Annotated in this window: 15 protein-coding genes; 5 read left to right on the top strand and 10 right to left on the bottom strand. The window is 62.8% G+C overall.

Going from position 1 to position 19,595, the window contains the following annotated elements; genetic code table 11:
• Window positions 1-40: 40 nt before the first annotated feature.
• The 7 genes from FHX14_RS02055 to FHX14_RS02025 form a co-directional block, all read right to left on the bottom strand.
• Complete coding sequence (locus tag FHX14_RS02055; protein WP_184375822.1) at window positions 41-1,420, bottom strand: FGGY-family carbohydrate kinase; 1,380 nt, start codon at window positions 1,418-1,420, stop codon at window positions 41-43.
• Window positions 1,417-1,737, bottom strand: coding sequence for an L-rhamnose mutarotase (gene rhaM, locus FHX14_RS02050; RefSeq protein ID WP_184375819.1), 321 nt, complete (start codon window positions 1,735-1,737; stop codon window positions 1,417-1,419). The genes FHX14_RS02055 and rhaM overlap by 4 nt, the downstream gene beginning before the upstream one ends.
• Window positions 1,734-2,741 carry an ABC transporter permease gene (locus tag FHX14_RS02045; RefSeq protein WP_003594609.1) on the bottom strand — a complete coding sequence of 336 codons (1,008 nt, stop codon included), beginning with the start codon at window positions 2,739-2,741 and terminating at the stop codon, window positions 1,734-1,736. Before FHX14_RS02045 ends, rhaM begins: the two co-directional genes overlap by 4 nt.
• A complete protein-coding gene (locus tag FHX14_RS02040) occupies window positions 2,738-3,739 on the bottom strand; it encodes an ABC transporter permease (RefSeq protein WP_184375810.1) in 1,002 nt (333 codons plus the stop codon). Before FHX14_RS02040 ends, FHX14_RS02045 begins: the two co-directional genes overlap by 4 nt.
• Before the next feature lie 55 nt (window positions 3,740-3,794).
• Entirely contained in the window at window positions 3,795-5,330 is a 1,536-nt protein-coding gene (locus FHX14_RS02035) for a sugar ABC transporter ATP-binding protein (RefSeq protein ID WP_184375808.1), read from the bottom strand.
• A 72-nt stretch (window positions 5,331-5,402) separates the two neighbouring features.
• A complete protein-coding gene (gene rhaS, locus FHX14_RS02030) occupies window positions 5,403-6,398 on the bottom strand; it encodes a rhamnose ABC transporter substrate-binding protein (protein ID WP_003594614.1) in 996 nt (331 codons plus the stop codon).
• A 46-nt stretch (window positions 6,399-6,444) separates the two neighbouring features.
• The gene (locus FHX14_RS02025) at window positions 6,445-7,257 is read right to left on the bottom strand and encodes a DeoR/GlpR family DNA-binding transcription regulator (protein WP_012555180.1); all 813 of its coding nucleotides are present in this window, start codon (window positions 7,255-7,257) and stop codon (window positions 6,445-6,447) included.
• 197 nt (window positions 7,258-7,454) lie between these two features.
• Here FHX14_RS02025 and FHX14_RS02020 point away from each other — a divergent pair, with 197 nt between their 5' ends.
• On the top strand, window positions 7,455-9,551 hold the full coding sequence (locus FHX14_RS02020; protein ID WP_184375806.1) for a bifunctional rhamnulose-1-phosphate aldolase/short-chain dehydrogenase: 2,097 nt from the start codon (window positions 7,455-7,457) through the stop codon (window positions 9,549-9,551).
• Between the two features lie 215 nt (window positions 9,552-9,766).
• Window positions 9,767-11,059, top strand: a complete 1,293-nt coding sequence (rhaI, locus tag FHX14_RS02015; protein WP_184375802.1) for an L-rhamnose catabolism isomerase — start codon at window positions 9,767-9,769, stop codon at window positions 11,057-11,059.
• 48 nt (window positions 11,060-11,107) lie between these two features.
• Here the strand turns inward: rhaI and FHX14_RS02010 are convergent, their stop codons facing one another.
• The gene (locus FHX14_RS02010; protein ID WP_037074429.1) at window positions 11,108-11,566 is read right to left on the bottom strand and encodes a carboxymuconolactone decarboxylase family protein; all 459 of its coding nucleotides are present in this window, start codon (window positions 11,564-11,566) and stop codon (window positions 11,108-11,110) included.
• Window positions 11,567-11,692: 126 nt separating this feature from the next.
• On the opposite strand from FHX14_RS02010, the gene FHX14_RS02005 reads away from it, so the two are divergent.
• Entirely contained in the window at window positions 11,693-12,562 is an 870-nt protein-coding gene (locus tag FHX14_RS02005; RefSeq protein WP_184375800.1) for a sigma-70 family RNA polymerase sigma factor, read from the top strand.
• A 171-nt stretch (window positions 12,563-12,733) separates the two neighbouring features.
• On the top strand, window positions 12,734-13,942 hold the full coding sequence (locus tag FHX14_RS02000; protein ID WP_184376248.1) for an amidohydrolase/deacetylase family metallohydrolase: 1,209 nt from the start codon (window positions 12,734-12,736) through the stop codon (window positions 13,940-13,942).
• 38 nt (window positions 13,943-13,980) lie between these two features.
• Here the strand turns inward: FHX14_RS02000 and FHX14_RS01995 are convergent, their stop codons facing one another.
• Complete coding sequence (locus FHX14_RS01995; RefSeq protein ID WP_037074329.1) at window positions 13,981-14,820, bottom strand: IclR family transcriptional regulator; 840 nt, start codon at window positions 14,818-14,820, stop codon at window positions 13,981-13,983.
• A 204-nt stretch (window positions 14,821-15,024) separates the two neighbouring features.
• On the opposite strand from FHX14_RS01995, the gene FHX14_RS01990 reads away from it, so the two are divergent.
• The gene (locus FHX14_RS01990) at window positions 15,025-15,882 is read left to right on the top strand and encodes an SDR family oxidoreductase (RefSeq protein ID WP_003594629.1); all 858 of its coding nucleotides are present in this window, start codon (window positions 15,025-15,027) and stop codon (window positions 15,880-15,882) included.
• A gap of 87 nt (window positions 15,883-15,969) precedes the next feature.
• Here the strand turns inward: FHX14_RS01990 and FHX14_RS01985 are convergent, their stop codons facing one another.
• Window positions 15,970-19,581 (bottom strand): hydantoinase B/oxoprolinase family protein, encoded by a 3,612-nt coding sequence (locus tag FHX14_RS01985; RefSeq protein WP_184375798.1) that lies wholly within the window; start codon window positions 19,579-19,581, stop codon window positions 15,970-15,972.
• Between the last annotated feature and the right edge of the window lie 14 nt (window positions 19,582-19,595).

Here is a 19,595-nt window from a genome sequence, read left to right as displayed (position 1 = left end):
GGGGAGCAAGGGCGTTGTTGAGCCGTAATTGGAAAAGCTCTTATTCCATCGCCGCGTACCAGCGGTCGCGATAAGCAGCGAGCCCCGCGACCTCAACCGGTGGAACATGCGTTTCGGCGCCGGATACCGGCCGGATGCCGGTGAGAAGGGCGGCACCCTGGCTGGTGCCGGTCGAGCCGGGAAGGGCGAGCACGTCGCGGCCGGCAAGCGCGGCAAGCAGCTTCAGATAGGTCTCGTTGAGCGCAAACGGACCCTCGACGATAACCGGTCCTTTGGCGCCGATCAGTCCGAGGCAGGCATCGCTCATCAAAGCGAGATAGAGGCAGGCGGCGGCATGACGTTCCTCGCGGCTCGCTCCTTCGGCGCCGATCCAGCGGCTTGCCTTGCCGGGAAAAGGTCCGGAGCCGGGGGCGATGTTGGGCAGCAGCATCATGCCCTTTTCGATGGCTGGGCCGATCGCCGCCTGCGCGGCCTTTTCGTCGACGGGACCGATCTCGGCAGAAAGGATCTCGAACTCCCGCCCGCCCATGAAACGCGAGGAGGGGACGGCCCGGCCATAGGCATCGACATTGGCGAGCGCATCGCGTTTGGCATCGAGGTGATCGAGATCGCCGCCGACGCCGAAATTGATGACCCAGGTGCCGGTGGAGACGACGGCGAAGGGGGCTTCCCGATGGACCAGATGCGGCAGCAGCGAGGCGTTGGAATCGTGAATGCCGCAATAGACCGGCACCGGTGCGGCAAGACCGAGCTGGTCGGCGATCCCGGGCAAAACCGGGCCGAGCGCATCGAAGGCGGAGCGGATCGGCGCCATCAGCGCGCGGACGCCGAGCCTGTCGACGAGCGAGGAATAGTCTGATGTTTTCGGGTTCCAGAGGTCGGTGTGGCAGCCGAGCGAGGTCAGCTCGTTGGCGGCGACACCGGTCAGCCGCGCCGTCCAATATTGCGCATAGGTGAGGATAGTCGCCACCTCGGCGAATGCCTCGGGAAAGGCGCTCTTCTGGTAGTGCAGCTGTGCGCCGACATTGAGGCCCATCGTAAGCCGCGGCGAGAAGGTTTCGTCGAAGGCGGGGCGCAAGGCCGTATAGGCATCGCGGATTTCCTCGGGATATTCATGTTCGTAGTCGATCACAGGCATGGCGAGCCCACCGTCCCGATCGAGCAGCGCGGCTGCGGCGCCATGGGTGGTGATCGAAATGGCGTCGAAGCCCGGTTCCCTCGCCAGGTGCTTCAGCGCATCAATCGCGAATAACCAGAGCGCTTCTATGTCGTAATGCGGGTAGAGACCGGTCTTGATCGCAACGTTCGGCCGTTTCAGGACGGCGATCTCGCCGCCCGTCGCGCTGTCGAGCACGACGACCTTGGCATTGGTCTTGCCGATGTCGAGAACGGCGATGCGGCGATAGGAGGGAGCTGTCATGGCATATGGAAGAGGGTGACGAGGTCGCTTTGAACAGGCGAATTGTCCGGATTCGCAGCCATGATATCGGCCATATAAGCCCACCATTTCTTCATGACCGGATGCTCAGGCAGGCTCGCCATCGTGTGGTCGGCCGGCCGCGTCAACACGCCGAACAGCGTGTTGGTCTGACGGTCGAGATGGATGGAATAGTCGCTGGCGCCCGACTGATGCAGGAGGTCGACCAGTTCCGGCCAGATCTCGTCATGCCGCTTGCGGTATTCGGCTTCCATGCCGGGATTGAGCTGCATCTTGAAGGCGTGTTTTTCCAAAGTCATCGGGAACTCATGAGCTTGATGCGGCGGGCGATGATCGGGATAGCGATGGTGATGATCAGGAGCAGGCCGATGAAGATCGACATGACGATGCCTGGCACGTTCAGCAGGCCGAGGCCGAAGGTGACGAGGCCCATGACGAAGGCGGCGATGACGACGCCGCCGATCGTGCCGGAGCCGCCGAGGATCGAGATGCCGCCGAGCACGACCATGGTGACGACCTCGAGCTCCCAGCCTTGGGCGATCGACGGCCGGGTCGAGCCGAGGCGTGAGGTCAGGCAGACGGCGGCGATGCCGCTCATGATGCCGGTCAGCAGGAAGAGGATGAATTTGACGCGCTCGACCGGGATGCCGGAGAAGCGGGCGGCGAAGTCGTTATTGCCGATCGCATAGACCTGCCGGCCGAAATTCGTCGCATGCAGTAGGATGGCGAAGAGGATTGCCAGCACGATGAACAGCACGAATTCGAAGGAGAACACCCAGACGACATAACCCTGGCCGAAATAGGCGAAGTCGGCGGGATATTTGCCATAGGCCTGATCGCCGAGCACGATATAGGAAATGCCGCGGAAAAGGCTCATCGTGCCGATGGTGACGACGATCGACGGCAGTTTCAGCACCGAGACCAGAACGCCGTTGAAGATGCCGCAGACCAGGCCGGTGCCGACGCCGATCAGCACCAGGCCCGGCGTGCCGACGCCGAACTGGGCTGCCGCCCCCATCGCCGTCGAGGCGAGCGCGATGATCGCCGCGACCGACAGGTCGATCTCGCCTGAAATGACGAGCAGCGCCATGGCGAAGGCGATCATCGCCTTTTCGGTGAAGTTGAAGGTGGCGTCCGAGAGGTTCCAGGCATCGAGGAAATAGGGCGAGGCCAGGGAATTGAAGATGAAGATCAGGACGGCGACGCCAAAGAGCAGCACTTCCCAGCTGGCGACGATGCGGCGCAACGGCGTGCCGAGGCGATCGGGGATGACCCGCTTCTCAGGTGTGGACACGGTGCTCATGCTGCGGCCTCCGTTTTAATCTCGGCTGCGGCGCGGTCGCGCAGAATGATGCGGCCGCGGTTGCGTTCACGCCGGGCGTTGAAGGCGACGGCAAGAATGATGACGGTTCCGGAGATCGCCATCTGGGTGAAGGGTGAAATGCCGATCACCGGCAGCGCATTCTTGATGACGCCGAGGAAGAGCGCGCCGAGCACGGTGCCGGCGACCGAGCCGACGCCGCCGGCAATCGAGATACCGCCGATAACGCAGGCCGCCACACTGTCGAGTTCGAAGCCGTTGGCGATATCGACATAGGCGACGGCATAACGCGACACCCAGAGATAGCTCGAAAGCCCGGCGAGCGCGCCTGACAGAACGAAGGCGAGGAATTTGGTCCAGCCCGTATCGATGCCGGCATAGACGGCGGCGGTCGGATTGCCGCCGGTCGCATAGGCAGAGCGGCCGAACTGGGTATAGCGGAGCAGCACATACATCAGCAGCACGATGATAATGCCGACCCAGCCGAGGACGGGCAGGCCGAGGATCGGCGTGCGCGGCACCGACAGGAAGATCGGGGTCATCTGGTGGGCGTTGACCCAGGCCCCGCCCGAGAGCACGAAGGCCATGCCGCGATAGATGGTGAGCGTGCCGAGGGTGACGACGATCGGCGGGATTTCCAGCGCCCAGACGAGAAAGCCGTTGATGGCGCCGAGACAGGCGCCGATGACGATCGCCATCAGGATCAGCACGACGAGCGGCAGATCGGGATAAGCGGCGTTCATCATCGCGATCGCCATGCCGGTGAAGGCGAGATTGGCGGCAACCGACAGGTCGATCGATTTCGTCAGGATGACCGTCATCTGCGCCAGCGCCAGGATGATCAGGATCGAGGTATCGTTGAAAATGCCGGCGAGATTGTCCGGCGTTGCGAAATCGGCTGCCCGCGTCGAAAAGATCGCGATCATCACGACGATGATGAGGAACAGCAGGGTTTCGCGTTTTCTGATCAGTCTTGCCATGCTCTCACCTTATGAATGCGGGCCTTATGAATGCGGGCCTTATGCATTGTGGGCCTCATGCATTGCCGGTGGCGGCCCGCACCAGCGCTTCCGGCGACAGTTCGGCCCGCTCGAACATCCCGGCGGCGAGCCCTTCCTTCATCACCAGAACGCGGTCCGACATGCCGATGATCTCGGGCAGTTCGGAGGAGACCATGATGATCGACAGGCCCTCGGCGGCGAGTTCACTGATGAAGCCGTGCACGGCGGCCTTCGAGCCGATGTCGATGCCCTTTGTGGGTTCGTCGAGGATGATGACCTTCGGCGACGTCGCCAGCCATTTGCCGATGACGACCTTCTGCTGGTTGCCGCCCGACAGCGTGCCGACCGGCACGGAAAGAGCGGCGGCACGCAGATCCAGCCGCTCGGCATATCTGCGGGCAAGCGCGAATTCTTCTGCCGCTCTGAGGAAACCGCGGCGCGAGGTGCGGGTGAGCGAGGGCAGCGTCATGTTCTGGAAGATCGGCATCGGCAGCGCCAGCCCGTGGCGGCCGCGTTCTTCCGGCACATAGACGATGCCGGCCCGGATCGCGTCCTGCGGCGAGTGAATGGCGGTCTCGCGGCCTTCGAGCATCATCGTGCCGGAGAGCGGCTTGGTGATGCCGAAGAGGGACTGCGACAGTTCCGAACGCCCGGCGCCGATCAGGCCGTAAATGCCGAGAATCTCGCCCTTTCGCAGGGTGAAGGAGATGTCGCGGAATTCGGTGCGGTGGCTGTAGTTGCGGATCTCCATCACCGGGCCGCCGATGGCGACATCGATCTTCGGAAAGGCATTCTCGACGTCGCGGCCGACCATCATGCGGACGATCTCGTCCTGCGGCGTGTCCTTGAGCCGGCCTTGGCCGATGGCGCGGCCGTCGCGGAAGACGACGAAATCGTCGGCGATTTCATAAACTTCGTCGAACTTGTGGCTGATGAAGAGGATCGCCTTGCCCTGTTCCTTCAGGCCGCGGACGATGCGGAAGAGATCGTCGATTTCCTTGCGCGAAAGGGCGGCGGTCGGCTCGTCCATGATGACGATGCGGGCCTCGATCGACAGAGCGCGGGCAATCGCCACCAGATGGCGCTGCGCAATGGAGAGGTCCTTGAGCCTGATCGTCGGATCGATGTTGCTTTCGAGGGCGATGAGCAGCGCCTTCGAGCGGTTGTTCATCACCTGCCAGTCGATGGTGCGAAAGCGGGTGCGCGGCGCATGGCCGAGGAAGATGTTTTCGGCAACCGTCAGTTCGTCGAAAAGCACGGTTTCCTGATGGATGGCGGTAACCCCGGCATCGATCGCCGCCTGGGCGCTGGCAAAACTCGTCGGCCGGCCGTCGACCAGGATCTCGCCTTCGTTCGGCCGGTAGATGCCGGTCAGGATCTTGACGAGCGTCGATTTGCCGGCGCCGTTTTCGCCGATCAGCGCAGTCACCGTGCCGGGATGAAGGGCGATGCTGACATTGTCGAGCGCCTTCACGCCCGGAAAGATCTGGGAGATGCCGCGCATTTCCAGAATGGCGGGCGCATCGCCGGTTTTGCTGTCCGTGGCGGTTTGTTGAAAGGCGGCGTTCATCAGATTTCTACCAAATGTCGAAAGGGAAATCCCGGCGGCAAGGCCGCCGGGATCTTATTCGTCGGCTCCGGATCAGAAGACCTTGGAGAACTGGTCGATGTTCGAAGCATTGTAGACGAAGGGATCGGCCATGGCGGCTTCGCTATTGTCGCCGACCTTGATCTTGCCCATGCGGCCGGCGGCAATTTCGCTGCCCGGCTTGCCATCGGTCTCGCCTTTGACGAGGCGATAGGCGATCTGGGTTGCGGAATAGCCGAGGTCGATCGGGTTCCAGATGGCGAATTCCTTCGTCGCGCCCGACTTGATCGCGCCGGCCATTTCGGACGGCAGGCCGAGGCCGGTGACGTAGACCTTGCCGACGAGGCCCTTGTCTTCGACGACCTTGGAAGCGGCGAGAACGCCGACCGTCGTCGGAGCGACGATGACCTTGACGTTCGGGTTCGACTTCAGCAGGCCTTCGGCTTCACGATAGGACTTGTCCGAGAGGTCGTCGCCGTAAACCGTGGTGACGAGGTTGAGACCCGGGAAATCCTTGAGCTGCTTCTTCATCTGGTCGATCCAGATGTTCTGGTTGGTCGAGGTGGTGGTTGCCGACAGGATGGCGAAGTCGCCCTTGCCGCCGTCGAGATGGTCCTTGACCAGCGTCAGGCACATTTTGCCGATCAACTCGTTGGACGAGGGGTTGAGCTGCAGGATACGGCCTTCCGGCGCCACGCCGGAATCCCAGGAGATGACCTTGATGCCGCGCTGGGTCGCCTTCTTCAGCGCCGGAACGAGCGCGTCCGGATCGTTGGCCGAGACGGCGATGGCGTCGACGCCCTGGGCGATCAGCGAGTTGATGACTTCGATCTGGCCTTCGGCCGTCGTCGACGTCGGGCCGGTATAGATCACCTCAACGCCGCCGAGTTCCTTGGCGGCTTCCTGGGCGCCCTTATTGGCGGCGTCGAAGAAGCCGTTGCCGAGCGACTTCACGACGAGGCCGATCTTGATGTCCTTGGCGCTGGCGGTGCCGGCCATCATGGCGACGGCGAGCGCGACGCCGAGCGCAAGTGTCTTTGCGAGTTTCATGTACTTTCCTCCCTTAAAGATTAGACTTCCACACCTCGGCGGCGCCTCATGCGACCGACGAGGAATCCTCCCTCACAGCCTGGGCCACCGGGCTTGCGACAACGAGCCGGACGCCGGCATTCTCGATCATGCGAGCCGCCTCGTCCGAAATCCCGTCATCGGTGATGACCACAGAAACGCGGTCGAGCGCGCAGAGAATGAGGCTCGACCGGCGATTGAATTTGCTTGAATCGACCATGACGACGAGTTCGTCGGCCTGGTGCATCAGCTTCTGCTCGCTCTGGATGATCAGGGCATCCGCCTCCATGATGCCGAGCGGGCCGACGCCCTGGGCGCCGATGAACATGCGCCGCGCATAAAAATTGCGGATCGCATCATTGTCGAAAGGCGACAGGATGAGGCTCTGCTCGCGATAGATCGCGCCGCCCGGCACCGTCACCGTGTTTTTGGAATGTTTGACCAGATGTTCGGCGATAGCAAAAGAATTGGTCATCACCTGCAGGCGATGGCCGGCCATGTAATGCACCATCTGGAAGGTCGTCGTGCCGCCATTGATGATAATGGCATCGCCCGCTTCGCAGAGATCGACGGCTGCGCGGGCAATTGCACGCTTTTTATCGATGTTGACTGATTCTGAAACCCGGAAGGGCCGGCCGGCAAGATTGCCGAGCTGCGGCGGATGCACCGCTTCGGCACCGCCGCGGACGCGACGGATCTTGCCCTGTACATGAAGAGCCGCAATGTCGCGCCGGATTGTCGCTTCGGAAGCTTCCGTCAGCTCGGCAATGTCCTGGATCGTCACCACGGACTTTTCCTGAACAGCGCTTAAGATGATGCGATGGCGTTCGCGTTCGTGCATTGGGCTCCTCCTCTTGTCACATTTATTTCGCATCCCTTAATGACTGTCAATCACAAACGATCATAAATTTTCATATTGCGATGCAGCATAATCGAATTTGATCGTTTTCGATTGACAAGCACACTTTTGATGCGCGATACCGTGAGCGAAGGGGCGCGCTGATCGCGGCCCCTGACAAGCCTATATGGGAGGATGATATGGCGGCGAACGTCCGGCTTCTGGATAACCGGTGGGATGATGCATATGCGGCAGGCCTCGATGAGCCCGGCAAGCTGCTCTATCGCTCCAACCTGCTCGGCGCCGACAAGCGCATCACCAATTACGGCGGCGGCAACACCTCGGCGAAGGTGATGGAAACCGATCCGCTGGATGGCGGCAAGGTCAAGGTGCTCTGGGTCAAGGGCTCCGGCGGCGATGTCGGCACGATCAAGCTCGACGGCTTCGCCACCCTCTACCAGGACAAGCTCGAAGCGCTGAAGGGCATCTATAAGGGTGTCGAAGACGAGGATCGCATGGTCGGCTTCCTGCCGCACTGCACCTTCAACCTCAACGCCCGCGCCGCCTCGATCGACACGCCGCTGCACGGCTTCGTGCCGTTCACCCATGTCGATCACATGCATCCCGACGCGATCATCGCGATCGCCGCCTCGAAGAATTCCCGGGAGCTGACGCAGCAGATCTTCGGGGCCGAGATCGGCTGGCTGCCCTGGCGCCGTCCGGGCTTCCAGCTCGGCCTCGATCTCGAAGCCTTCGTCAAGGCGAACCCGAATGCCAAGGGCGTCGTGCTCGAAAGCCATGGTCTCTTTACCTGGGCTGATGATGCCAAGGCCTGCTACGAGCTGACGCTCGATATCATCAACAAGGCGATCGTCTGGTTTGCCGAAAAGACCGAAGGCAAGACGATTTTCGGCGGCGCCGTTACGGAGAGCCTGCCCGTTGCCGAGCGCCGCGCCATTGCTGCCCGGCTGATGCCGGAGATCCGCGGCCGCATCGGCAAGCAGGAACGCAAGCTCGGTCATTTCGACGATCAGGACGCCGTGCTCGAATTCGTCAATTCGAAGGATTTGCGGCCGCTCGGCGCGCTCGGCACCAGCTGCCCCGATCATTTCCTGCGCACCAAGATCCGCCCGCTGATCGTCGATTTCGATCCCGCCAAGCCGGATGTCGACGCGATCGTTGCCGGCCTCGACCAGGCGCTGGAGGATTATCGCGCCGATTACGCCCGCTATTACAACGACTGCAAGCATGACAATTCGCCCGCCATGCGCGACGCCAATCCAGTCATCTTCCTCGTTCCCGGCGTCGGCATGCTGTCCTTCGCCCGCGACAAGGCGACGGCCCGCATCGCCAGCGAATTCTACGTCAACGCCATCAACGTCATGCGCGGCGCCTCGACGGTTTCGGAATATCAGGGCCTGCCGGAGCAGGAAGCCTTCGATATCGAATACTGGCTGCTTGAAGAGGCTAAGCTGCAGCGCATGCCGAAGCCGAAGAGCCTTGCCGGCCGCGTGGCCTTCGTCACCGGCGGCGCCGGCGGCATCGGCCGGGCGACGGCTGCGCGCCTCGTCGGCGAGGGCGCCTGCGTGGTGCTTGCCGATATCGACCAGGCGGCGCTTGAGGGCACCGAGGCCGATTTCGTCAAGAAGTTTGGCGCCGATGCGGTGCGCAGCGTCCGGCTCGACGTCACCAAGGAAGATGCGGTGATCGCCTCCTTCGCGGAAGCCTCGGTCGAATTCGGCGGCATCGATATCCTCGTCTCGAATGCCGGCATTGCCTCCTCCGCGCCGATCGAAGCCACTGAGCTTGCGACGTGGAACCGCAATATCGATATTCTGGCGACCGGCTATTTCCTGGTTTCGCGCGAAGCCTTCCGTCTGTTCCGCCGTCAGGCGCTCGGCGGCAACATCGTCTTCGTCGCCTCGAAAAACGGTCTCGCGGCTTCGCCGAATGCCGCAGCTTATTGCACGGCAAAGGCCGCCGAAATCCATCTCGCCCGCTGCCTGGCGCTGGAAGGTGCCGATGCCGGCATTCGCGTCAATACCGTCAACCCGGATGCGGTGCTGCGCGGTTCGAAGATCTGGAGCGGCGAATGGCGCGAGCAGCGCGCCGCCTCCTCGAAGATCGAGGTGGACGATCTCGAGGAACATTACCGCAAGCGTTCGATGCTGAAACTCAACGTGTTTCCGGAAGATATCGCCGAAGCGATCTATTTCCTCGCATCGGACCTTTCGGCAAAATCGACCGGCAACATCATCAACGTCGATGCCGGCAACGTGCAGAGCTTTACGCGTTGATTTTTTGATTGGCGGCGGATGTGTTGCCCCTCACCCTAACCCTCTCCCCGTCGTGACGGGGAGAGGGGACTTGCCCAACGAAATGTTGGAGTGGGACGGAGATGGTGCGGCATATCCCCTTCTCCCCGTTCGAACGGGGAGAAGGTGCCGGCAGGCGGATGAGGGGCAGGCCCACGGCAGTCCCAATGTAGAAATTGCATAACCGGGAGGTAGAAATGGCCGAGTTCAGGATCGCGCAGGATCTGGTCGCGACGGAAAACGACAAGCGGGCGACCGCGCTGAAAGCCGATTACGAGGCGCTGGGTGCGAACCTTGACCGCCGCGGCGTCGATATCGAAGCAATCACCCGCAAGGTCGCGGAATTTTTCGTCGCCGTTCCCTCCTGGGGCGTCGGCACCGGCGGCACGCGCTTTGCCCGCTTTCCCGGCACGGGCGAGCCGCGCGGCATCTTCGATAAGCTAGACGATTGCGCCGTCATCAACCAGCTGACGCAGGCCACACCGAATGTCTCGCTGCATATTCCCTGGGACAAGGCGGATGCCAGGCAATTGAAGGCCAGGGGCGATGCGCTCGGCCTCGGCTTCGATGCGATGAATTCGAACACTTTCTCCGATGCACCGGGACAAGCCCATTCCTACAAATACGGCTCGCTCAGCCACACCGACGCGGCGACGCGGGCGCAGGCGGTCGAGCACAATCTCGAATGCATCGAGATAGGCAAGGCACTCGGCTCGAAGGCGCTGACCGTCTGGATCGGCGACGGCTCGAACTTCCCCGGCCAGAGCAATTTCACCAAGGCGTTCGAGCGTTACCTCGCCTCGATGGCGGATATTTACAAAGCGCTGCCCGATGATTGGAAGCTCTTCTCCGAGCACAAGATGTACGAGCCGGCCTTCTATTCGACGATCGTGCAGGACTGGGGCACCAACTACCTGATCGCCCAGACGCTCGGCCCCAAGGCCTATTGCCTCGTCGATCTCGGCCATCATGCGCCGAACACCAATATCGAGATGATCGTCGCCCGGCTGATCCAGTTCGGCAAGCTCGGCGGCTTCCACTTCAACGATTCGAAATATGGCGATGACGATCTCGATGCCGGCGCGATCGATCCCTATCGGCTGTTCCTCGTCTTCAACGAATTGGTCGATGCCGAGCAGCGTGGGGTCAACGATTTCAACCCGGCCCATATGATCGACCAGTCGCACAACGTCACCGATCCGATCGAGAGCCTGATCAACAGCGCCAACGAAATCCGCCGCGCCTATGCGCAGGCGCTGATCGTCGACCGCAAGGCGCTCGACGGTTATCAGCAGGACAATGACGCGCTGATGGCTTCGGAAACGCTGAAGCGCGCCTATCGCGCCGACGTCGAGCCGATCCTGGCCGAAGCCCGGCGCAGGGCCGGCGGAGCGATCGACCCGATCGCCGCCTATCGCGCCAGCGGCTACCGCAAGAAGATCGCGGCCGAGCGCCCGGCTTCGGTTGCCGGCGGCGGCGGTATCATCTGAACTTCAGTCGCCGGCAGCGTAGGGGTTACTCGCTGCCGGCAACCGCGTTTACGGCTTCCAGGCGCCGGCGATCTGCCGGGTGGCGATGTTCAGCCGGTTCCAGACATTGATATTGGCGATGGCGATGACGAGGGCCGCAAGGCTCTTGCCGTCATAGTGCCGGGTCGCCTCGTCCCAGATCTCGTCGGGCACGGGGTCGGACCGGTCGCTGGTGCGGGTCACGGCCTCGGTCAGCGCAAGGGCTGCCCGCTCGGCACCGCTGAAATAGGGCGTGTCGCGCCAGGCGCTGACGGCAAACAGCCTTTCATCGGTCTCGCCGAGCTTCTTGGCGATGCGCGGATGACCGTCGATGCAGACGCTGCAGCCGTTGATCTGGCTGGCGCGCAGATTGACAAGTTCCAGCAGCTTCGGCGAAAGGCCAGCCTCGGCCGGCACCTTCGCAAGCGCCGTCAGCGCCTGCATGGCGGCGGGAAGCACCAGGGCGGGATTTCCCATTCTCTCCTGCATGACCAATTTTTCCTGCATGATATATCTCCTTGATGCATTTGCTCTTCGACGATCCGCCGGCGCTGTCACACCGGCCGGGTTTCATTCGTCATGGCCTTGACGGAACGCAGCGAAGGAATGTGACGGATGAACGAGAAAAAATGGCTGGCCGATCAATTCGAGGCGAACCGGGCGCATCTGCGGGCGGCGGCCTATCGCATGCTCGGCTCGCGCAGCGAGGCTGAAGACGCCGTCCAGGAGGCCTGGCTGCGGCTCAACCGCCCGGATACGACTGACATCGGCAATCTCGGCGGCTGGCTGACGACGGTGGTGGCGCGCATCTGCCTCGACATGCTGCGGGCCCGCAAGACCCGGCGCGAGCAGCCGCTGGAGATGCCGGTCCATGCCGCGATTGCCGATCCGGCACACGATCCGGAGCGCGATGCGGCCTTCGCCGAATCGGTCGGCGTGGCCTTGCTCGTCGTGCTGCAGACGCTGGCGCCGGCCGAGCGGGTCGCCTTCGTGCTGCATGACATGTTCGATCTGCCTTTTGACGAGATCGCGCCGATCATCGGCCGCACGTCCGCCGCCGCCCGGCAGCTCGCAAGCCGCGCCCGCCGCCGCGTGCAGGGCACGGACGAGGCGCCCGATGTCGATTTCCACCGCAAGCGGACGATCGCGGAAGCCTTCCTGACGGCATCGCGCAACGGCGATCTCGAGGCCTTGCTTGCCGTGCTTGCCCCCGATGTTGCCTTCCGGCCGGATGCGACCGCAGCGCGATTCGGTCCATTTGGCGGAAGGCGCGGCGCGTCCGAGGTCGCAGAGCTGTTCAAGGGCCGGGCACAGGCGGCGGAAGCCGCGCTCGTCGACGGCGAAGTCGGATTCATCGTCCGCATCAAGGGCGAACTGCGCGTCGTCGTGACGCTGACTATCGTCGATGGGAAGGTGACGGTGATCGACGCCTTCGCCGATCCGGATTATCTCGAACACGTCGACTATTCCGTGCTTTCCAGCTGAAACAGACGACGATCCGGTTTGCTCTTTCAGGAGGCGCGCTTCAGATTGGCGCGCCTTCGCCAGCATTTTCGCGGCCGCCCTGTCGCGTCATTTTCCTTGACAGGCGCACCCCCAGCCTTATTCTATTATAGAGATTTACATAACATAACTGTGGAATGACGCGATATGAGCATGCCCGGCAACCAGGCGAAGAAGCCGCTCCTCCTCACCAATGTGAAACCGATGGCTTTCGGTGCGGGGACGCCGGAAGGGCCCGTCGACATTCTCGTCGATGGCGACGGCAGGATCGCAAGGATCGGTCCGGCGCTTGCCGTTTCTGAGGATGTGACCCGCATCGACGGCAAGGGCGCCTTCGTCTCGCCGGGCTGGATCGACCTGCATGTGCATATCTGGCATGGCGGCACCGACATTTCCATTCGTCCCTCCGAATGCGGTCTCGAGCGCGGCGTCACGACGCTGGTCGATGCCGGTTCGGCCGGTGAGGCGAATTTCCACGGCTTCCGCGAATATATCATCGAGCCCTCGCGCGAGCGCATCAAGGCCTTCCTGAACCTCGGCTCGATCGGCCTCGTCGCCTGCAACCGTGTCGCCGAACTCAGGGATATCAGAGATATCGATCTCGACCGCATCCTTGAAGTCTACGCCGAAAACAGCGAGCACATCGTCGGCATCAAGGTGCGCGCCAGCCATGTCATCACTGGCTCCTGGGGCGTCACCCCTGTCAAACTCGGCAAGAAGATCGCCAAGATCCTGAAAGTGCCGATGATGGTGCATGTCGGCGAACCGCCGGCGCTCTATGACGAAGTGCTGGAGATTCTTGGTCCCGGCGATGTCGTCACCCACTGCTTCAACGGCAAGGCGGGTTCGAGCATCATGGAGGACGAGGATCTCTTTAATCTCGCCGAGCGCTGCGCCTCCGAGGGCATTCGCCTCGACATCGGCCATGGCGGCGCCTCCTTCTCCTTCAAGGTAGCGGAAGCGGCAATTGCGCGCGGGCTGCTGCCGTACTCGATCTCGACCGACCTCCACGGCCATTCGATGAATTTTCCGGTCTGGGACCTGGCCACGACGATGTCGAAGCTGCTCAGCGTCGGCATGCCCTTCGACAAGGTGGTCGACGCCGTCACCCACGCACCGGCGTCGGTCATCAAGCTGCCGATGGAGAACCGGCTTGCGGCCGGCGCGCAGGCCGAATTCACCATTTTCGACCTCGTCGATTCCGAGCTCGAGGCGACGGATTCCAACGGCGACGTCTCGGTCTTGAACAAACTGTTCGAGCCGCGTTACGCGGTGATGGGCGCCGATGCCGTTGCCGCCAGCCGCTACGTGCCACGGGCGCGCAAGCTGATGCGTCACAGCCATGGCTATTCCTACCGGTAGGATCGCCGCCGGGCTTGGTTCGGCGACCGAGAAATGCCTCAGCGGTTGCGCCAGCCCATCAGCTTTTCGATCCGCTCCGCCGAACTGCGCACATGCGCGGTATAGTGGTTCTCGTCGGAAAAAGCCTTCTGTTCCGGCAGCACGATGGAAATGGTGGCGACGCACTGGCCGTCGCGGTCGCAGATCGGCGAGGCGATGCAGGCAACCGCATAATCGGATTCCCCCGCCTGGATCGACAGGCGCGCTTCGAAGGCCTTACCGGCCGATTCCGACAGCGTGCCGGGATCGATCTCGGCGCGGCCGGTCGGTGAGGAGCGGGCGCAGCGTTTAAACAGTTCGATGCGCTCCTCCTCGGGCAGATGGCCGACGAGCAGACGGCCGGACGCCGTCCAGTTCAGCGGCACGCGGGTGCCGACGCGCGAGGCCACCTGGAAGTGGCTCGGGCCGTCGGCCATGGCAAGCACCAGCATATAGTCGCCGTCGCGGCCGCAGACCTGCACGGTTTCGCCGGCCTGGCGGCAGAGGTCGTGCATTTCGTGGGTGGCGATGCTCATGAAATCCAGCGACCGGGCATAGGCGAGGCCATAGTGATAGAGCCGGGCACCGAGCCAGATCGAGCCGTCCGCCTGACGCGTCAGCATATTCTTCTCGACCAGATCGTCGACGATGACGTAAACGGTCGACAGCGGCGCCTTCACCGCCTTGGCGATGGCATAGACGCCGGCGGGCGAGCCGGTCTCGTAGAGATGATCGATCACCTGAAGCGCACGGTCGATGCCGCTGACGCGCGCGCGGCGCGCACCCTTGCCGGCGGCTTCGTCGGCATGGCTCTCATCTTCGGTGTAAACTGCGGGTGATGTCTTTCCGTCCAATTCCACGCACCTCGTTAAACTGCGATCATGTTACATTACTATGGCATAGCGGTCGCTGTGGCAAATCGCAACATTTTGTAGGTTGATCGTGCGGAGGAATGCGGAAGCGGGATCATTCTCTGTACGGTGTGCCCGCTCGGAAAGAACTCCATCAAAAACTTGGAACAACAAACCGCAGCCTGAGTTTGACCCTGAACCCAGGAGGTCATGATGACGAATTATCCGACACCGCCTTTCCCATCCCAGAAACAGCCGATGCCCGGTTTTACCGCGCAGATGGACCCGGTTCCCGACCATGGCGAAAAAACCTATCGCGGTTCCGAACGGCTGAAGGGCAAGCGGGCGATCATCACCGGCGGCGATAGCGGCATCGGCCGGGCGGTGGCAATCGCTTATGCCAGGGAAGGCGCCGATATCGTAATTTCCTATCTCGACGAGGATGAGGATGCCGACGAGACGAAGCGGCTGGTCGAGGAGGCCGGTCGCAAGGCCGTGCTGGTCAGCGGCGATATCCAGGATCCGGCTCTGTGCCGGCAGATCGTCGAGACGGCGGTCAAGGAGCTTGGCGGTATCGACATTCTCGTCAACAATGCCGCCCATCAGGCGAGCTTTAAAAGCATCGACGAAATCAGCGACGAGGAGTGGGAACTGACCTTCAAGGTCAATATCCATGCGATGTTCTACCTGACCAAGGCGGCCGTTCCCCATATGAAACCCGGCAGCTCAATCATCAACACCGCCTCGATCAATTCGGACAGTCCGAACCCGACGCTGCTCGCCTATGCGACGACCAAGGGTGCGATCCAGAATTTCACCGCCGGCCTTGCCCAGCTTCTGGCCGAGAAGGGCATCCGAGCCAATGCCGTGGCGCCGGGGCCGATCTGGACGCCGCTCATTCCCTCGACGCTGCCTGAGGAAAGCGTCAGCAATTTTGGCAAACAGGTACCGATGAAACGGCCGGGCCAGCCGGCCGAGCTGGCGACAGCCTATGTGATGCTGGCCGATCCCTTGTCGAGCTATGTCTCCGGCACGACAATCGCGGTCACTGGCGGCAAGCCGATCCTTTGACGCAAGTCGCCCGGGATTGGCGGTTCGGGGTTAAAGACATGCGTGAAACAAGGAGCTGAAGCGGATCGATCAAAGTCGCGACACGTTTCAGTCCGGCCTGCCGTAGCCACCGCCGGTCGGCGTCGTGACGATCACGGCGTCGCCGGCGGCGAGCATTGCCTGGTCGCAGCCCTCAAGCCTTTCGACGGTGCCGTCGGCGCGGCGGATTTCGGTTTTCCCCAGCTGCCCGTCTTCTCCGCCGAAAAGGCCGAAAGGCCGGATCGTGCGATGCGAGGAGAGAATGCTGCAATCCATCATCTCAAGAAAGCGGATGGTGCGCTCGGTTCCGCCGCCGGAACTATATTGTCCCTTGCCGCCGGAACCGCGGCGGATGTGGAAATCTTCGAGCACGACGGGAAAACGGAATTCCAGCACTTCGGGATCGGTCAGCCGCGAATTGGTCATATGCGCGTGCACGCCGTCGGCGCCGCTGAAGCCGGTGCCGTCGTTGAGCAGACCGGCGGGGCCGCCGGCGCAGATCGTCTCGTAATATTGATAGGCAGCGTTGCCGAAGGTCAGGTTGTTCATCGAGCCCTGGGCTGCCGCGAGCGTTCCGAGTGCTCCGAACAGCGCATTCGTGACATGCTGGCTGGTCTCGACATTGCCGGCGACGACGGCAGCCGGATAGGCCGGGCGCAGCATCGACCCGTCTGGCACGATGATCCGGATCGGCCGCAGGCAGCCGGCATTCATCGGGATTGGCTGCTCGACCATGACGCGGAAGACATAGAGCACGGCGGCGCGTGTCACCGGTTCCGGCGCATTGAAATTGGTCGGCTGCTGCGCGCTCGTGCCGGTGAAATCGACCGTCGCCTCACGTGCCTGCCTGTCGACGGTGATCTTCACCTTGATGACGGCGCCCTGATCGGTGGGATAGGTAAATTCGCTGTCGCTGAGGCGGGCGATCACCCGGCGCACACTTTCCTCGGCATTGTCCTGCACATGGCCCATATAGGCTTCGACGACGTCGAGCCCGAAATGGGAAACCATCTTGCGCAACTCCTGCACGCCCTTTTCGTTGGCGGCGATCTGCGCCTTCACGTCGGCGAGGTTCTGGGCCGGATTGCGGGCGGGGTAGGGATGATCCTGCAGCATCGCCGCGAAGTCCGCCTCGCGGAAACGGCCCTTGTCGACCAGCAGGAAATTGTCGATCAGCACGCCTTCCTCGTCGACCTTCGTTGCCCGCGGCGTCATCGAGCCCGGCGCCTTGCCGCCGATATCGGCATGATGGCCACGCGAGGCGACGTAAAACAGGATCACCTCTCCGGCATCGTCGAAAACAGGGGTGACGACGGTGATGTCGGGCAGATGTGTGCCGCCATTATAAGGCGCGTTGAGCGCAAAGACGTCGCCCGGGAGGATACGGTCTTCGTTGAGGCGGATGATGGTTTCGACCGAACGGTCCATCGAGCCGAGATGCACGGGCATATGCGGCGCGTTGGCGACGAGCGCGCCGGTGCGGTCGAAGACGGCGCAGGAGAAATCGAGCCGTTCCTTGATATTGACCGAATGCGCGGTGTTCTGCAGCGTCACGCCCATCTGCTCGGCGATCGCCATGAACAGATTGTTGAAGACTTCGAGCATGACCGGATCGGCGCTGGTGCCGATCGCGGCATGGCGGGCAAGCGGGATCTCGCGGGTGAGGACGATATGATCGTGGCCGGTGAGCCGCGCCTGCCAGCCGGCTTCGACGACGATCGTCTGATGCGCTTCGATGATGAGGGCAGGCCCTTTGAGGATGGCGCCGGGTTTCAGCGCTTCGCGCTTGAAAATTCCGGCGTCCTGCCATGTTCCGCCGGAATAGAAGCGGGTCGTGCGCAGCACTTCCGGCTCGAAGATTTTCGCCTCCCTATAAGTCTCCTCGATATCGGCGCCGCCGCCGATGCCCTCGACTTCGATGGAATCGACGACAACGGGCCGGTCTTCGAAGATGAAGCCGAACTGCTTCTTATGGGCGACGACAAAGGCTTGCACCATCTCTTCCTGTGGCCCGAAGGCGACGGGCAGGGCGGTGTCGGTGCCCTTATATTGCAGGTGCAGGCGGGTGACGACCTCCATGCCGGCGGCCTCGACGCCTTGCAGCGTCAACTCCTCGCGCACCTCCGCCTCCAACCCGGCCCTGATCTCGCCGATCGTCACCAACGCCGTAGCGAGTTCCGTCAGCACCGCGCGCTGGCGGGTGGCGCGGATATCGGCGAGGCCCATGCCATAGGCCGAAAGGATGCCGGAGAAGGGGTGGATCAGCACTCTTTTCATGCCGAGGCTGTCGGCGACGAGGCAGGCATGCTGGCCGCCGGCGCCGCCGAAACAGGTGAGCGCATAGCCCGAAACGTCATAACCGCGCTGAACCGAGATCTTCTTGATGGCATTGGCCATGTTCTCGACGGCGATGGCGAGGAAACCGTCGGCGGCGTCCTCAGCCGTCCGGCCGCCGCCGATCGTCTTTGCCATCTCGGCAAAGGCGGCGTGCACCGCCTCGGCATCGAGCGGCTGGTCTTGTCCCGGGCCGAAGATCGCCGGGAAGAATTCCGGCAGCAGCTTGCCGGTCATGATGTTGGCGTCGGTGACGGTGAGCGGGCCGCCGCGGCGATAGGATTTCGGGCCGGGCGTGGCGCCGGCCGATTCAGGGCCGACGCGGAAGCGCGAACCGTCAAAGCTCAGGATCGAACCGCCGCCGGCGGCCACCGTGTGGATCTTCATCATCGGCGCGCGCATGCGTACGCCGGCGACTTCGGTCTCGAAGGCGCGCTCCAGTTCACCATCGTAATGCGACACATCCGTCGAAGTGCCGCCCATGTCGAAGCCGATCATTTGGCCGAAGCCGGCAATGCGCGACACCTCGACCGCGCCGACCACGCCGCCGGCGGGGCCCGAGAGGATCGCGTCCTTGCCCTGGAACAGATGCGCGTCGGTCAGCCCGCCGGAGGACTGCATGAACATCAGCTTCGGGCCTTGTCCCTCGACGGCGCCGAGTTCGGTGGCGACCCGATCGACATAGCGCCGGAGAACCGGAGACAGGTAGGCATCGACGACGGCGGTGTCGCCGCGGCCGACGAGCTTGATCAGCGGGGAAACGACGTGCGAGGGAGAGATCTGGGTGAAGCCGATCTCGCGCGCAATGGCGGCGGCCCGCTGCTCATGCTCGGGATAGCGGTAGGCGTGCATGAAGACGATGGCGACGGCGCGCAGCCCCTCGGCATAGGCGGTTTCGAGCGCTCGTCGCAGCCTATCCTCGTCGAGCGGACGTTCCACCGTGCCGTCGGCCAGCACGCGCTCGTCGGCCTCGACGACGCCGGCATAGAGTAGTTCCGGCTTGATGATCTTCTTGGCGAAGATATCGGCGCGGGCCTGGTAACCGATCTCCAGCGCATCGCGGAAACCTTTGGTCGTCACCAGGAGGGTCGGATCGCCCTTGCGTTCCAGAAGGGCATTGGTGGCGACCGTCGTTCCCATCTTGACCGCGCCGATGCGCTCGGAAGGGACTGGGTCACCGGCCTTGAGCCCGAGCAGTTCGCGAATGCCGTGCACGGCCGGGTCGCGATAGGCTTCCGGATTTTCCGAAAGCAGCTTGTGGGCGATCAGCGCACCGTCGGGACGGCGTGCGACGATATCGGTGAAGGTGCCGCCGCGATCGATCCAGAAATCCCACTGTCCGCCCATCGTCCGGCCTCCTG

The sequence above is a fragment of the Rhizobium sp. BK619 genome (genome assembly GCF_014195245.1).
In the GTDB taxonomy this organism is placed as follows: Bacteria; Pseudomonadota; Alphaproteobacteria; order Rhizobiales; family Rhizobiaceae; genus Rhizobium; species Rhizobium acidisoli.
The sequence above is the reverse complement of the archived record's forward strand: the minus strand, read 5'-3'. Positions and strand labels throughout refer to the sequence as shown.

Bases quoted from the DNA above. Each gene is read 5' to 3' on its own strand.
- FHX14_RS02055 (WP_184375822.1), bottom strand. From the start codon at position 1,420: ATGACAGCTCCCTCCTATCGCCGCATCGCCGTTCTCGACATCGGCAAG.
- rhaM (WP_184375819.1), bottom strand. From the start codon at position 1,737: ATGACTTTGGAAAAACACGCCTTCAAGATGCAGCTCAATCCCGGCATG.
- FHX14_RS02045 (WP_003594609.1), bottom strand. From the start codon at position 2,741: ATGAGCACCGTGTCCACACCTGAGAAGCGGGTCATCCCCGATCGCCTC.
- FHX14_RS02040 (WP_184375810.1), bottom strand. From the start codon at position 3,739: ATGGCAAGACTGATCAGAAAACGCGAAACCCTGCTGTTCCTCATCATC.
- FHX14_RS02035 (WP_184375808.1), bottom strand. From the start codon at position 5,330: ATGAACGCCGCCTTTCAACAAACCGCCACGGACAGCAAAACCGGCGAT.
- rhaS (WP_003594614.1), bottom strand. From the start codon at position 6,398: ATGAAACTCGCAAAGACACTTGCGCTCGGCGTCGCGCTCGCCGTCGCC.
- FHX14_RS02025 (WP_012555180.1), bottom strand. From the start codon at position 7,257: ATGCACGAACGCGAACGCCATCGCATCATCTTAAGCGCTGTTCAGGAA.
- FHX14_RS02020 (WP_184375806.1), top strand. From the start codon at position 7,455: ATGGCGGCGAACGTCCGGCTTCTGGATAACCGGTGGGATGATGCATAT.
- rhaI (WP_184375802.1), top strand. From the start codon at position 9,767: ATGGCCGAGTTCAGGATCGCGCAGGATCTGGTCGCGACGGAAAACGAC.
- FHX14_RS02010 (WP_037074429.1), bottom strand. From the start codon at position 11,566: ATGCAGGAGAGAATGGGAAATCCCGCCCTGGTGCTTCCCGCCGCCATG.
- FHX14_RS02005 (WP_184375800.1), top strand. From the start codon at position 11,693: ATGAACGAGAAAAAATGGCTGGCCGATCAATTCGAGGCGAACCGGGCG.
- FHX14_RS02000 (WP_184376248.1), top strand. From the start codon at position 12,734: ATGCCCGGCAACCAGGCGAAGAAGCCGCTCCTCCTCACCAATGTGAAA.
- FHX14_RS01990 (WP_003594629.1), top strand. From the start codon at position 15,025: ATGACGAATTATCCGACACCGCCTTTCCCATCCCAGAAACAGCCGATG.
- FHX14_RS01985 (WP_184375798.1), bottom strand. From the start codon at position 19,581: ATGGGCGGACAGTGGGATTTCTGGATCGATCGCGGCGGCACCTTCACC.